Raw genomic sequence first — 13010 nt, forward strand, 5'->3', positions numbered from 1 at the left:
CGACCGTGGGGCGGCGGTGGGCCGGACGGGTGAAGGGCCCTTCCGGGCCTCTCGTACGGGCTTCCGTACGGCCTCCCGTAAGGGTTTCAGGCCCGCCCGGACCCGGGTCCCCGGCCCGTGTGCGCCCGGCCGCCCGGTCCCGTACGCCCCGCCACCCGGCCCGTGTGCGCCTCGCCGCCCGCCCGGCCGGGTCAGTGCTGGGGTGCGGCGTCGAGGAGGGCCGCGGCCGTGAAGAGCTCCACGCCGGACTCGATGCACCGCTCGTCCACGTCGAAGTCGCCTGCGTGCAGGTCGCGGACCCGGGTGTCGCCGGGGGTGCGGACGCCGAGGCGGGCCATGGCGCCGGGGACGTGCTCCAGGTACCAGGAGAAGTCCTCGCCGCCGAGGCTCTGCTCGGTGTCCTCGATCGCGTACGGGCCGCGGCGGGCCTCCATCGCGTCGCGGAGCAGCTCGGCGACGGCCGGGTCGTTGACGACCGGGGGGACGCCGCGGACGTAGGTGACGGTCGACTTGGCCCGGTGCAGGGTGGCGACCTCGTCGATCGCGGCGTGGACCAGGTCGGGCGCTTCCCGCCAGGTGGGCAGGTCGAGGCAGCGGACGGTGCCGGAGAGCTCGGCGTGCTGCGGGATGACGTTGGGGGCGTGGCCGGCCTCGATGCGGCCCCAGGTGACGGAGAGGCCCGAGCGGGCGTCGACGCGGCGGGCGAGGACGGCGGGGACGTCGGTGGCGACCCGGGCGGCGGCGGTGACGAGGTCGGTGGTGAGGTGCGGGCGGGCGGTGTGGCCGCCGGGACCGTCGAGGGTGACCTCCAGGCGGTCGCAGGCGGAGGTGATGGGGCCCGCCCGGAGCCCGATCTTCCCGGCGTCGACCCGGGGGTCGCAGTGGACGGCGATGATCCGGCCGACGCCGTCCAGGATCCCGGCCTCGACGGCGTCGGCGGCGCCGCCGGGCAGGACCTCCTCGGCGGGCTGGAAGATGAGCCGCACCGCGTTCGGCAGGAGGCCCTGGCGGTCGAGGTCGGCGAGGACGAGTCCGGCGCCGAGCACGGTGGTGGTGTGGACGTCGTGTCCGCAGGCGTGGGCGCGGTTGGCCACGGTGGAGCGGTAGGCGACGGTCTTGGCGTCGGGGATGGGCAGGGCGTCGAGATCGGCGCGGATCGCGAGCATGGACCGGCCGACGGCCCGGCTGCCGACGTCACAGAAGAGTCCGGTGCCGCCCGGGAGGACCTTCGGCGCGAGGCCTGCCGCCTCCAGGCGGGCCTTGAGCGCGGCGGTCGTACGGAACTCCTGGTTCCCGAGCTCGGGGTGCATGTGCAAGTCCCTGCGGAAGGCGACGAGTTCGGCGCGCAGGGGTTCGGACAGCGTTCCGGGCAGGGTGACGGAGCCTGGCTCACGGGACTTCAACTGGTTCACTCTTTGAAGGGTAGGCCCGCGGAGAGGTCAACTGCCCGTTGATCACGAGAATTTCAGCCCCTTAGGGGAAAGAATCTCGGTTTCCCAGGTATGAACCTCACTCCCAGTGGGTACGCTCAGCCGAATTCGAGCCGGTCCGTGTGCTGCGTCACACGCGTGGTGAGCCGGTCGACCTCATGGGCCGCGGTGCCCGCCACGCCCGCCAGGAAACCCTGCGCGCGCGGTGAGGCGGTCGCCCGCAGCCACTCGGGCGCTATCTCGACGACGGCGACCTTCACCCCCGTGCCGGCGAGGGCCAGCGGCAGGGTGTGCACCACCGTGGACGGGAAGCTGACGACCGTGCGCCCGATGGGGCCGCGTCGGGCTATCAGCTCCAGGGGCAGATCGGGCCGGACCACCTGGAGGCCCGTGTCGACCGCGATCCGGTGCAGCTTCTCGGCGCTCTCCCTGCGGTGGGCGAAGTAGCGGGTGGCCCCGTGTGCGCGGGCCAGCTCGTCCACCACGCGTGCGTAGTGGTCGGCGTCGACGACGCCCGTCTCGACCAGCGAGGTGCCGACCAGGTCCGCGCCGCCGGTGAGCAGCGGCGGTCCGAAGGTGTCCCGGGTCCAGGCGTACGCGTTCTCGGTGACCGTGACGCCCGGCGGGGCCTCCACGGGCAGCGAGGTGAAGATCTCGACCGTGCGCCTCCCGGCGGGGGCGAGCCGCCGTCGGGCCAGCGTGGTCACCGGGGCGAGGACCAGCTCGCGGGGGCCCAGGCTGCCCTTGCGGTGCCAGCGCACCAGGCGCTCGCCGCGGCCGAGCTGGGCGGCGAACTCCATGGTCGCGGTGCCGTCGTCGACCACCGTCAGGTGGCGGGGGGCGAAGAGGGTCAGGAGCAGCTGGACGTACCGGGAGAACGGGTCCCCGATGATCACCCGCTCCGCCGCGCGCAGCGGCCGGGCGAGCTCGCGCAGGGTGCGGACGAGGGAACCCCGGCCGCCGCGGGCCTCCTGCCAGTGGACGGTGAGCCCGTGGTCGCGGGCCAGCTGTGCCATCCGGCGCAGCTGGCCGCGCGACATGGGGTCGGTCGGCGAGAGGACGACGACCGTGAGGGCGTCCGCGGGCTCGGCGTCCGCCGGGTCGCCGGTCGCGGGGGCCGTGCGGCCCCCGAGGCTCTGCGTGTGCGCCCACTCCAGGACGTTCAGGAGCTGGACCGGGCTCTCGACGAACGCCAGCTGCCCGGTCATGCGGCGACGGCGCCCTGGACCCGGCGGAGCTTCTTCATCGGGCCGAGCTCCGACTCGTACACCTTCTTCACGCCGTCGCCGAGCGCGGCCTCGATGGTGCGGATGTCGCGGACCAGGCGCTGGAGTCCCTGCGGCTCGACGGAGGCGGCCTGGTCGGAGCCCCACATGGCGCGGTCGAGGGTGATGTGGCGCTCGACGAAGGTGGCGCCGAGGGCGACGGCGGCCAGCGTGGTCTGGAGGCCGGTCTCGTGGCCGGAGTAGCCGATCGGGACGTTCGGGTACTCCTCCTGGAGCGTCTGGATGACGCGGAGGTTGAGCTCCTCGGCCTTGGCCGGGTACGTCGAGGTGGCGTGGCAGAGCAGGATGTTGTCCGAGCCCAGGACCTCGACCGCGTGGCGGATCTGCTTCGGGGTCGACATGCCGGTGGAGAGGATCACCGTGCGGCCGGTGGCGCGCAGCTCGCGCAGCAGCTCGTCGTCGGTGAGGGAGGCGGAGGCGACCTTGTGGGCGGGGACGTCGAACTTCTCCAGGAAGGCGACGGCCTCGGTGTCCCACGGGGAGGCGAACCAGTCGATCCCCTTCTCCTTGCAGTACGCGTCGATCTGGCGGTACTCGTCCTCGCCGAACTCCACGCGGTGGCGGTAGTCGATGTACGTCATCCGGCCCCAGGGGGTGTCGCGCTCGATGTCCCACTGGTCGCGCGGGGTGCAGATCTCCGGGGTGCGCTTCTGGAACTTGACGGCGTCGCAGCCGGCCTCGGCGGCCACGTCGATCAGCTTGAAGGCGTTGTCGAGGTCGCCGTTGTGGTTGATGCCGATCTCGCCGCAGACGTAGACGGAGTGACCCGGGCCGGCGGTCTTGGAGCCGAGGGTGCGCAGACGGGTGTTCATGATCGTTCCTTACGGGTTGGGCGAGTTGGGGGTGTCGAGCTCGGGTCCGAGGAGCCAGGCGGCGATCTCGCGGATCGCGCCGGCGCCGCCCGGGGTGACGGTGACCGCGCGGGCGGCGGCCCGTACGGAGTCGTGGGCGCTGCTCACCGCGACGGGCCAGCCGACGAGGTGGAAGCAGGGCAGGTCGTTGACGTCGTTGCCGGCGTAGAGGACGCGCTGCGGGTCGATGCCCTCGGCCTCGCACCACTCCTTGAGGGCGCGGTCCTTGCGGTCGATGCCGTGCAGGACGGGGATCTTGAGCTTGCGGGCGCGGGCGGCGACCACGGCGTTCTGCTCGGTGGAGAGGATGAGGACGGGCAGTCCGGCGCGGCGCAGGGCCGCGATGCCGAGGCCGTCGCCGCGGTGCGCGGAGACGAACTCGCGCCCCTCGGCGTCGAGATGGACCCGGTCGTCGGTCTGGGTGCCGTCGAAGTCGAGGACGACGGCGTCGACGTCGGCGAAGCCGGGCGTGACGGGCTCGTCGAGCAGCGGCGCGAGGGCCTTGGCGCGGGCGAGGTCGTGCGGGTCGTCGATCTCCAGGACCCGGGCGGGGTCGGTGACGACGAGCGCGGTGCGGCCGAAGAAGCGGTGTTCGTGGGTGCGGAAGCCGGCCGCGTCCATCGCGTAGACGGCGCCGGTCTCCAGGTACTCGGGCTCGCGGTCCTGGCGGCGCGGCCGGTGGGCCTTGTCGTGGTTGACGCCCTCGGCGCCCGACTCGGTCTCGCGCCAGAGGAAGCCGTGGGACGGGGCGGCCGTGAAGGCGGTGTCGGCGGCGCCCGAGGTGATGCGCTCGGCGGTCTCGGCGACCTCGGCGGAGGTGAGGAAGGGGCTCGTGCACTGGACGAGGAGGACCACGTCGGCCGGGCGGCCGTGGACGGCCTCGAAGGCGTCCATCGCGTGCAGGACGGCGGCCTCGCTGGTGGCGGTGTCGCCGGCGATCCCGGCGGGCCGCCGGACGGCCTCGGCCCCGGCGGTGCGGGCCGCGGCCGCGATGGCCTCGTCGTCGGTGGAGACCACGACGTGCGTGACGGTGCGGGCGCCGAGGCAGGCGTGGACGGCGCGGGCCACCAGGGGGACGCCGGCCACCGGCGCGAGGTTCTTGGCGGGCACGCCCTTGGAGCCGCCCCGGGCGGGGATCACGGCGAGGACGGTCGGCACGGTCGGGGTCATCACAGTTCTCCCAGGCGGCGGATGACGGGGGCGACGCGCTGCACGCCGTGGCGGTACGCGCCCCGCGCGGCCTCCCGGACGACCCGGCGCAGCCCGCTCTCGCGGGGCTCGGGCGCGGTGACGTCCAGGCGGTGGCGGGCGAGGATCCCGGGCAGGTAGCCGGGGGCCGTCTCCGCGGTGTAGTAGGGGGTGATCGGGGGCAGCGCGGGAAGCGCCAGGAGCTCGGCGACGCGGTCGCGGGCGGCGTCGAAGGCCTGCTCGTACGGGCTGTCGGAGGCGACGCCCTGCCGGGCGAGCCAGCTCTCGTCGGGTGCCGGCACGTCCCCCTTGTCGAGCCGGTCGAAGGAGGTCAGCAGGCCGGAGCCGACGAAGTGGTGGTTGCCGAGCGCCTCGCGGACCCCGAGGTCGGTGAGGATCGCGGTGGGGATCCGGCGGTGCAGCGCTTCGAGCGCGGCCGTGGAGGAGACGGTGACGAGCAGGTCGGTGCGGTCGAGGACCTCGCCCATGTGCCCGTAGACGAGGCGGAAGTTGTCCGGCGGATCGAGCTCGCGCACCAGCTTCTGGAACGGGAACTCCTCCAGGTGCGTGGTGTGTTCGCCCGGCTTGGAGCGGAGCTTGAGGAGCACCTCGCGCCCCGGGTGGAGGCGGGCGTGCGCGACCAGCCGGCGCAGCACGTAGGCCCGTTCGGCCCGGGTGGCGGGCACGGAGGGCTGGGCGGCGAAGACCAGGGTGTCGCGGCCGGCCCGGGGGGCGTGCGGGGCGCCGCCCAGGAAGGGCAGCGCGGCCTCGACGACCGAGTCGGCGCCGGCGCCCACGCCCTCGTAGACGGCGCGGAAACGCTCGGCGTCGTGGCGGGAGTTGGCGAGGACCACGTCGGCGCCGTGGCGCAGCAGCAGGCCGTCGGTCAGCTTCTCGTAGACGACGCCGACGTAGCCGGTGACGATCACCGGGCGCCGCTCCAGGGCGAGGTCGGCCAGGCCCTGCAGGACGGCCCGGACGGTGCCGCCGACCAGGGCGAGCACGAGGACGTCGAATCCCTCGCCGCGCGCCTCCGCGTCCCGTACCGCGCGCAGGAAGTCCGCGCCCGTCACCTCGCGCGGGGCGGCCTCGGACGCCCCGGTCTCGGCGAGCTGGCGCGCGGTGGGCGTGGCCCGTCCCCGCAGGACGAATCCGGTGGGTTCGGCGGTCGCCGTGGTGATGCGGCGCGCGGTGAGGGCGCCCCATTTCCACCGGGTGTCGGAGTCGGCGAGTACGGCGACCCGTACCGCTTCTCTGGTACTTGCTGGCACGCCGAGGACGCTAGAAGGGCATTCCGCTTTTCGGCCCAACTGGGCCACAACAAACGGTGAACAGAGCCTCTCCGCCCGCTGAAGCGGGTCGTATTCCGGACGCGGTAAGGCCGATTTCCTTTGCGGGGAAAGGCGGTTAATCGGCCCGCCGCTTGGTGTTCACCGAAAGGCCGCCCGGCGGTCGGCGGTAATGCCGGGGCGGCGCCTAGCGTCGGCCGCGTGGTCAAGCTCTCCGTCGTCGTGCCGTTCTTCAACGTGCAGACATACGCCCCCGACACCCTCACGAGCCTGCGGGCCAACGCCCGCGAGGACTTCGAGTTCCTGCTTGTCGACGACTGCTCGTCGGACGGGACCCCGGAGCTCCTCGAGCGGGCCGTGCGCGAGATCCCGGGTGCCGTCCTGATCAGGCACGAGCACAACGAGGGCCTCGCCACGGCCCGGAACACCGGCCTCGACGCCGCCCGCGGCGAGTACATCGCCTTCCTCGACGGGGACGACTGGCTCGCCCCCGGCTACTACGGCCGTCTCGTCGCCGCCGCCGAATCGCTGCGCTGCGACTTCCTGCGCACCGACCACGTCACGGTCACCGGCCGCAACCGCGCGGTGCGCCGGGTGCCGGTCCCCCGGCGCGGCGAGGTGCTGCGCCCGCGGGACGCGATCCTGCCCTCGCACCGGACGACCTCGGTCGACTACCCGTACGCCTGGGCCGGGATCTACCACCGGCGGCTCCTCGACCGGGGCCTGCTGCACTTCCCGCACGGGCTGCGGACCGCCGAGGACCGGCCGTGGATCTGGAAACTCCACCGCGAGGCGGAATCGTTCGCCGCGATCGGAGAACTCGGCGTGTTCTACCGGCGGGGAGTGGCGACCTCGCTCACCCAGATCGGCGACGTCCGGCAATTGGATTTCATCCGCGCCTTCGACCGGGTGATCGAGGAAACGGCGAAGGACCCGGACGCGGATCTCCTTCTTCCGAAGGCCGTCCGTACGTATTGCGCGGTGATCTCCCATCACATCGGTTCGATCGAAAGGTTCGAACCCGAGGTGGCGCGTCAGCTGAGGGCGATGAGCGCGGGCGCGCTGCGGCGGATGCCGCAGGGGGTCCTCGACGAGGCCCTGACCGCGATGGGCGGGGACCGTGCGACGCTGCTGCGCCGACTGCGCCGGCGCCGGCCCGCGCCACCGCCGACGGGACCGGCCCGCGAGACCGGCTCCGGCTCCGGCGCGGGCACGGGGGCCGACGCCGGCACGGGCACGGGCACGGGCTCCGGCTCCGGCACGGGCTCCGGCGACTCCCCGGAGGTGGCCGCGTGAGCGCCCGCCGGACCACCCAGATCTTCTGCGCCTCCACCCTCTACGGCGCCGTGACGCTCGCCGCGGCGCTCGACAGCGGCTGCTTCGGCCCCGCCGACCGGCGGATCCTCCTCGTCACCAACAACGCGGCCGTGCCGGAGACGACCCCCGCCCTGGACGAGGCCGAGGGCTTCGAGCGGCTGCGCGGCCGCTTCGACTCCGTCCTGTCCTGGAACGAGACGATCTCCCCGCTCCACCCGGCCGGCTGGACCCCGCGCCCGAGCGATCTGCCGCTCCTCCAGCGCCACCTGGTCAAGCTCTGGGACCTCGGCGACGACCGCGTCGAACTCGCCCTCGAATCGCTCCAGGTCACGCCCGCGCTCGCCATCGCCCAGCTGCTCCCCGACGCGCCGATCACGGTGTACGCGGACGGTCTGATGAGCTACGGCCCGACCCGCAACAAGATCGACCCGCTCGTCGGGGGCCGCGTGGGCCGGCTGCTGCACCTGGACCTCGTCCCCGGGCTCGCGCCGCTGCTGCTCGCCGAGTTCGGGGCGGTGCCGGAGGCGGTGCCGACGGAGGCGTTCACGAAGGTCGTCGAGGAGCTGGCCGGTCCCGCGGCCCCGGAGGAGGGCCCCGCGCTGCTCCTCGGCCAGTACCTGGCCGCGCTGAACCTGCTGACCGCCGCCGAGGAGGAGGAGCTGCACCTGCGGATGGTCCGGGGCGCGGTCGCCCGCGGCCACCGGCGGCTCGTCTTCAAGCCGCACCCGACGGCCCCGGACTCCTGGTCGCGGGCGCTGGTGGAGGCGGCGGAGGAGCTCGGCGCCGAGCTGACCGTCGAGGACCGGCCGGTGCTCGCCGAGGTGCTCTACCGCGAGCTGCGGCCCGCGCTCGTCGTCGGCTGCTTCTCCACGGCGCTGCTCACGGCGGCGACCTTCTACGGGACGCCGGCCGCCCGGGTCGGCACCCGCGCCCTCCTGGAACGGCTCACCCCGTTCCAGAACAGCAACCGGATCCCGCTCACGGTCGTCGACGCGGTCGTCCCGCCCCTGGAGGAGGGGGACGGCGACGACGCCGGGATCGGTACGGAGCAGCTGAACGACCTGGTCGCGGCGGTCGGCTTCGCGATGCAGCCGAAGATACGTCCGGAGCTGCGGGAGCCGGCGGTGCGGCACCTCTCGGGCCCGCTCGCCGAGCGCACCCGGCACCACTTCACCCGGCGCCGCCTCACGGTCCTGAACCTGCCGGGCGGCCTGCCGATCCCCCGCCACCCGAAGGTCCGCCGGCTCGCGCGCCGCGCGCTGCGGCTGCGCAAGGCGCTGAGGAAGTGACGGACCACCGCTGATGGGGAGGGCCCGGGACCCGTGCGGGGGTCCCGGGCCCGCGGAGGCGCGATCAGGCGCGGACGATCGGCTCCTGGATCTCCGTCACCCACCGGGACCGGTCCTCCGGGCACTCCAGGTACAGCTCGCGGGCGTAGTGCTGCGACACGTAGCCGTTGGTCTCGATCCAGCGGGCCAGGGTCTGCGCGGTCGGCAGGACGGTGTCCATCGAGCCCCGGTGGACGACGGTCGCCGCCTCCTCGACGCCGGGCAGGACGTGCACCTCGACGCCCTCGACCACCGTGCCGTCGGGAACGGTCATGGCCGCGTGCACGAGGACCGAGCCGTCCCCCTTGCCCGCGTCCTCGTAGTACGCGATGCCCGGGCCGAAACCGGTGAGCCCGGCCGCTTCGAGGCGGCCGCACAGCTCCTCGTACAGCGGCCCGATGACCGGACCGATGTCGTGCGGGCCGAAGCTCGCGGCGACCGCGCTCAGTTCGGCGACGCGGACGGCGGGGATCTTCTTGACGACGACGTCCTGGGTGGACATGCGTCCCTCGCTCTCGATGGCTCGGAGCCTCGCGCCGACCTGGGCGAGCCGGGCCCGCGCCGCCTCCACGGCCGCCTCCAGCTCGGCCTGGCGCAGGCGCAGCATCCCCCGCAGCTCCTCCGCGCCGAGCTCGTCCCGGAGGATCGCCCCCACCTGTTCGAGGGTGAAGCCGAGGTCCTTGAGCGCGATGACGCGGTTGAGCTGGGCGAGCTGGTCCGCCGAGTAGAAGCGGTAGCCGCTGTGCGGGTCGACGTGGGCCGGGCGCAGCAGTCCGATGGCGTCGTAGTGGCGCAGCATCCGGACCGACACCCGCCCGTGCCGGGCGAAGTCTCCGATGGTGAACATGACGCCCCTACGGAACGGCCTCACACCGTGTGAGGGTCAAGCGGACCGGTCAGGCGCTGCTGAGCGAGAGCTTCGCGGCGAAGCCGAGGAAGAGGGCGCCGGCGGCGGAGGTCGCTCCCGCCGAGAGGCGCTTGCGGCGGCGGAACGCCTCGGCGAGGCGGGTGCCGCCGAATATCAGGGTCGTCAGGTAGAGGAAGCTGCCGAGCTGGAGCAGGGTGCCGAGGACCAGGAAGGAGAGCGCCGGGTAGGCGTAGGAGGGGTCCACGAACTGCACGAAGAAGGAGATCAGGAAGAGGATCGCCTTCGGGTTGAAGAGGCTGATGATCAGCGCGCGGCGGTACGGGTGCTCGGACGGTCCGGCGTCCGGCTCGGCGGCGGCCTCGACGGCGGCCTCGTGCCGGGTGCGCCACATGGCCAGGGCGGCCCGCAGCATCCCGATCGCCATCCAGGTCAGATAGCCGGCGCCCGCGTACTTCACGATCATGAAGAGGAGCGGGGTGGTCTGGAGCAGCGAGGCGGCACCGAGGGCGGCGAGGGTCATCAGGACGGCGTCGCCGGTGAACACGCCGGCGGCGGCCTTGTACCCGGTCCGGGTGCCCTTGCGGGCGGCGACGGACAGCACGTACAGCGAGTTCGGCCCCGGGAGGAGGATGATGAGGACGAGCCCGGCGAGATAGGTCGGTAGATCGGTGACACCCAGCATGAAGCGGAGTGTCGCACACCGGTACGACACCCCGCTTTGAGTTTCAACGGGCGGAATCGGTCAGAACGCATCGGTCGGGACGTAGGTGCCCCAGACCTCCCGCAGCGCGTTGCAGACCTCGCCGACCGTGGCCCGGGCCCTGAGGGCGTCCTTCATCGGGTAGAGGACGTTGTCCGTGCCCTCCGCCGCCTTCTTCAGCTCCGCGAGGGCCGCGTCCACGGCCGCCCCGTCGCGCTCGGCCCTCAGCCTCGCGAGGCGCTCGGCCTGCTGGGCCTCGATGGCCGGGTCGACGCGGAGCGGCTCGTAGGGCTCCTCGACGTCGATCGTGTAGCGGTTGACGCCGACGACGACCCGCTCGCCGCTGTCGGTCTCCTGTGCGATCCGGTAGGCCGAGCGCTCGATCTCGTCCTTCTGGAAGCCGCGCTCGATCGCGCCGACCGCGCCGCCCATCCCCTCGATCCGTTCCATCAGCTCCAGGGCGGCGGCCTCGACGTCGTCCGTCATCCTCTCGACGACGTAGGAGCCGGCGAAGGGGTCGACGGTGGCGGTGACGTCCGTCTCGTACGCCAGGACCTGCTGGGTGCGCAGGGCGAGGCGGGCGGACTTGTCGGTCGGCAGGGCGATGGCCTCGTCGAAGGAGTTGGTGTGCAGCGACTGCGTGCCGCCGAGGACGGCCGCGAGGCCCTGGACGGCGACGCGCACCAGGTTGACCTCGGGCTGCTGGGCGGTGAGCTGCACGCCGGCGGTCTGGGTGTGGAAGCGGAGCATCAGCGACTTGGGGTTCTCCGCGCCGAACTCCTCCTTCATCACCCGCGCCCAGATCCGGCGGGCGGCGCGGAACTTGGCGACCTCCTCCAGGAGGGTCGTGCGGGCCACGAAGAAGAAGGAGAGCCGGGGCGCGAAGTCGTCGACGTCCATGCCGGCGGCGACGGCGGTGCGGACGTACTCGATGCCGTCGGCGAGGGTGAACGCGATCTCCTGCGCGGGCGAGGCGCCGGCCTCGGCCATGTGGTAGCCGGAGATCGAGATGGTGTTCCACTTCGGGATCTCGGCCCGGCAGTACTTGAAGACGTCCGCGATCAGCCGCAGCGAGGGCTTCGGCGGGAAGATGTACGTGCCGCGGGCGATGTACTCCTTGAGGACGTCGTTCTGGATCGTGCCGGTCAGCCGGTCCGCCGGGACGCCCTGTTCCTCGCCGACGAGCTGGTAGAGCAGGAGCAGCAGCGCGGCGGGGGCGTTGATCGTCATCGACGTGGAGACCTCGTCCAGCGGGATGCCGTCGAACAGGACCCGCATGTCGTCGATCGAGTCGATGGCGACGCCGACCTTGCCGACCTCGCCGTGCGCGAGCGGGGCGTCGGAGTCGTGGCCCATCTGCGTGGGCAGGTCGAAGGCGACCGACAGGCCCGTGGTGCCGTTGGCGATGAGCTGCCGGTAGCGGGCGTTGGACTCCACGGCGGTGCCGAAGCCTGCGTACTGCCGCATGGTCCAGGGCCGGCCGGTGTACATCGAGGGGTACACGCCGCGGGTGAAGGGGTACGAGCCCGGCTCGCCCAGCTTCTCGGCGGGATCCCATCCGTCCAGGGCGTCCGGTCCGTAGACCGGTTCGATGGGCAGCCCCGACTCCGACTCGCGCGCCATGTCCTGTGCCTCCCGGTAGACCCGTGGCCCGGGCCTGCCGCCCGGGACCTTCGCTCCCTGCCCACAGGATGCGCGGTTCGCGGCCCGGGTGCGCAACCACACGCGCGCGGGAAGCATCCCTACGTACACACGACACACCTCGGGGGGCAACGATGAAGCGGTCTTCTTCCGTCATGCGCAGAGTGATCCTGGCGGCCGCGGCGGTGGCACTCGCCGCCGGCTGCACGCCGGACGCCGGCGGCACGGGCACGGGTACGGGTACGGGTGCGGTGCCGAGCTCGACCGCTCCCGCCGCCACCCCCACCACGGACGACAAGCCGCCGTCCCCCTCCGCCACCGCCGGCTCCCCCACCGCCTCCCCCTCGACCGGGAAGCCCACGGCGAAGCCCCTCATGGCCGACGGGGACGAGAACGAGCAGGTGCGCGAGCTCCAGGCGCGGCTGCGGCAGCTCGACTTCTTCGACCGGGCCCCCACCGGCTTCTACGGGACGATGACGGCGGCCTCGGTCAGGAAGTTCCAGGCGCGCCGGGGGCTGCCGGAGACGGGCACGGTCGACGCGGCGACCTGGCAGCAGCTGCTCTCCGTCACCCGGAAGCCGACCGCCGACGAGCTGAAGCCGGCGACGACGAACAAGCTGGACACCCCGGACCCGCGGTGCATGACCGGCCGGGTGCTGTGCATCAGCAAGGAGAGCCGGACCCTCGCCTGGATGATCGACGGGAAGGTCGTCTCCTCGATGGACGTCCGCTTCGGCTCGGAGAACACGCCGACCCGCGAGGGCCTCTTCAAGGTGGAGTGGAAGGCGAAGGACTGGACGTCGACGATCTACCACACGCCCATGCCGTACGCGATGTTCTTCAGCCGCGGCCAGGCCGTGCACTACTCGGCGGACTTCGCGGCCCGCGGCTACGCGGGGGCCTCGCACGGCTGCGTCAACGTCCGGGACCGGGCCAAGCTCTCCGCCCTCTTCGACCAGGTGAAGGTCGGCGACAAGGTCGTCGTCCACTGGTAGGGGGCTCGGGAGAGGAAGGGGCGCGGGTGGGACCGGGGGAACGTGTCCCACCCGCGCCAGGTGCGCGGAGCCGTAGGTACGGGGGGAACCCCGGCTCTCAGCGCGGCCGATGACCAG

11 protein-coding genes are annotated in these 13010 nt (G+C 73.0%); 3 read left to right on the forward strand and 8 right to left on the reverse strand.

All coding sequences use genetic code 11. The features are described from left to right. Positions 1-191: 191 nt before the first annotated feature. The 5 genes from ACIGW4_RS10985 to ACIGW4_RS11005 all read right to left on the reverse strand — a co-directional run bounded on the left by ACIGW4_RS10985 (position 192) and on the right by ACIGW4_RS11005 (position 6026). On the reverse strand, positions 192-1412 hold the full coding sequence (locus ACIGW4_RS10985) for an amidohydrolase (protein ID WP_123454970.1): 1221 nt from the start codon (positions 1410-1412) through the stop codon (positions 192-194). A gap of 116 nt (positions 1413-1528) precedes the next feature. After that, positions 1529-2638, reverse strand: a complete 1110-nt coding sequence (locus ACIGW4_RS10990) for a hypothetical protein (RefSeq protein WP_399579801.1) — start codon at positions 2636-2638, stop codon at positions 1529-1531. Further along, positions 2635-3528, reverse strand: coding sequence for an N-acetylneuraminate synthase family protein (locus tag ACIGW4_RS10995; protein WP_123454964.1), 894 nt, complete (start codon positions 3526-3528; stop codon positions 2635-2637). Before ACIGW4_RS10995 ends, ACIGW4_RS10990 begins: the two co-directional genes overlap by 4 nt. Positions 3529-3537: 9 nt before the next feature. Further along, on the reverse strand, positions 3538-4737 hold the full coding sequence (locus ACIGW4_RS11000; RefSeq protein ID WP_359589758.1) for an acylneuraminate cytidylyltransferase: 1200 nt from the start codon (positions 4735-4737) through the stop codon (positions 3538-3540). Then, entirely contained in the window at positions 4737-6026 is a 1290-nt protein-coding gene (locus tag ACIGW4_RS11005; RefSeq protein WP_399579803.1) for a DUF6716 putative glycosyltransferase, read from the reverse strand. Before ACIGW4_RS11005 ends, ACIGW4_RS11000 begins: the two co-directional genes overlap by 1 nt. A gap of 219 nt (positions 6027-6245) precedes the next feature. On the opposite strand from ACIGW4_RS11005, the gene ACIGW4_RS11010 reads away from it, so the two are divergent. Together ACIGW4_RS11010 and ACIGW4_RS11015 are read left to right on the forward strand one after the other, a co-directional pair. After that, positions 6246-7340 carry a glycosyltransferase family 2 protein gene (locus ACIGW4_RS11010; protein WP_399579805.1) on the forward strand — a complete coding sequence of 365 codons (1095 nt, stop codon included), beginning with the start codon at positions 6246-6248 and terminating at the stop codon, positions 7338-7340. Next, positions 7337-8650, forward strand: coding sequence for a polysialyltransferase family glycosyltransferase (locus ACIGW4_RS11015; protein ID WP_123454957.1), 1314 nt, complete (start codon positions 7337-7339; stop codon positions 8648-8650). Before ACIGW4_RS11010 ends, ACIGW4_RS11015 begins: the two co-directional genes overlap by 4 nt. A gap of 64 nt (positions 8651-8714) precedes the next feature. On the opposite strand, the gene ACIGW4_RS11020 is transcribed toward ACIGW4_RS11015, so the two are convergent. The 3 genes from ACIGW4_RS11020 to ACIGW4_RS11030 are packed head-to-tail and all read right to left on the reverse strand — an operon-like array spanning position 8715 to position 11880. Continuing rightward, complete coding sequence (locus tag ACIGW4_RS11020) at positions 8715-9536, reverse strand: MerR family transcriptional regulator (RefSeq protein ID WP_399579807.1); 822 nt, start codon at positions 9534-9536, stop codon at positions 8715-8717. Between the two features lie 49 nt (positions 9537-9585). Next, positions 9586-10239 (reverse strand): leucine efflux protein LeuE, encoded by a 654-nt coding sequence (leuE, locus tag ACIGW4_RS11025; RefSeq protein WP_123457455.1) that lies wholly within the window; start codon positions 10237-10239, stop codon positions 9586-9588. 60 nt (positions 10240-10299) lie between these two features. Further along, complete coding sequence (locus tag ACIGW4_RS11030) at positions 10300-11880, reverse strand: methylmalonyl-CoA mutase family protein (protein ID WP_359589762.1); 1581 nt, start codon at positions 11878-11880, stop codon at positions 10300-10302. Positions 11881-12053: 173 nt separating this feature from the next. Between ACIGW4_RS11030 and ACIGW4_RS11035 the strand changes: the two genes are divergently transcribed. Next, complete coding sequence (locus ACIGW4_RS11035; RefSeq protein WP_311319268.1) at positions 12054-12893, forward strand: L,D-transpeptidase family protein; 840 nt, start codon at positions 12054-12056, stop codon at positions 12891-12893. Positions 12894-13010 lie beyond the last annotated feature (117 nt).

The sequence above is a fragment of the Streptomyces sp. NPDC053513 genome (genome assembly GCF_044544765.1).
Taxonomy (GTDB): Bacteria; Actinomycetota; Actinomycetes; order Streptomycetales; family Streptomycetaceae; genus Streptomyces; species Streptomyces litmocidini.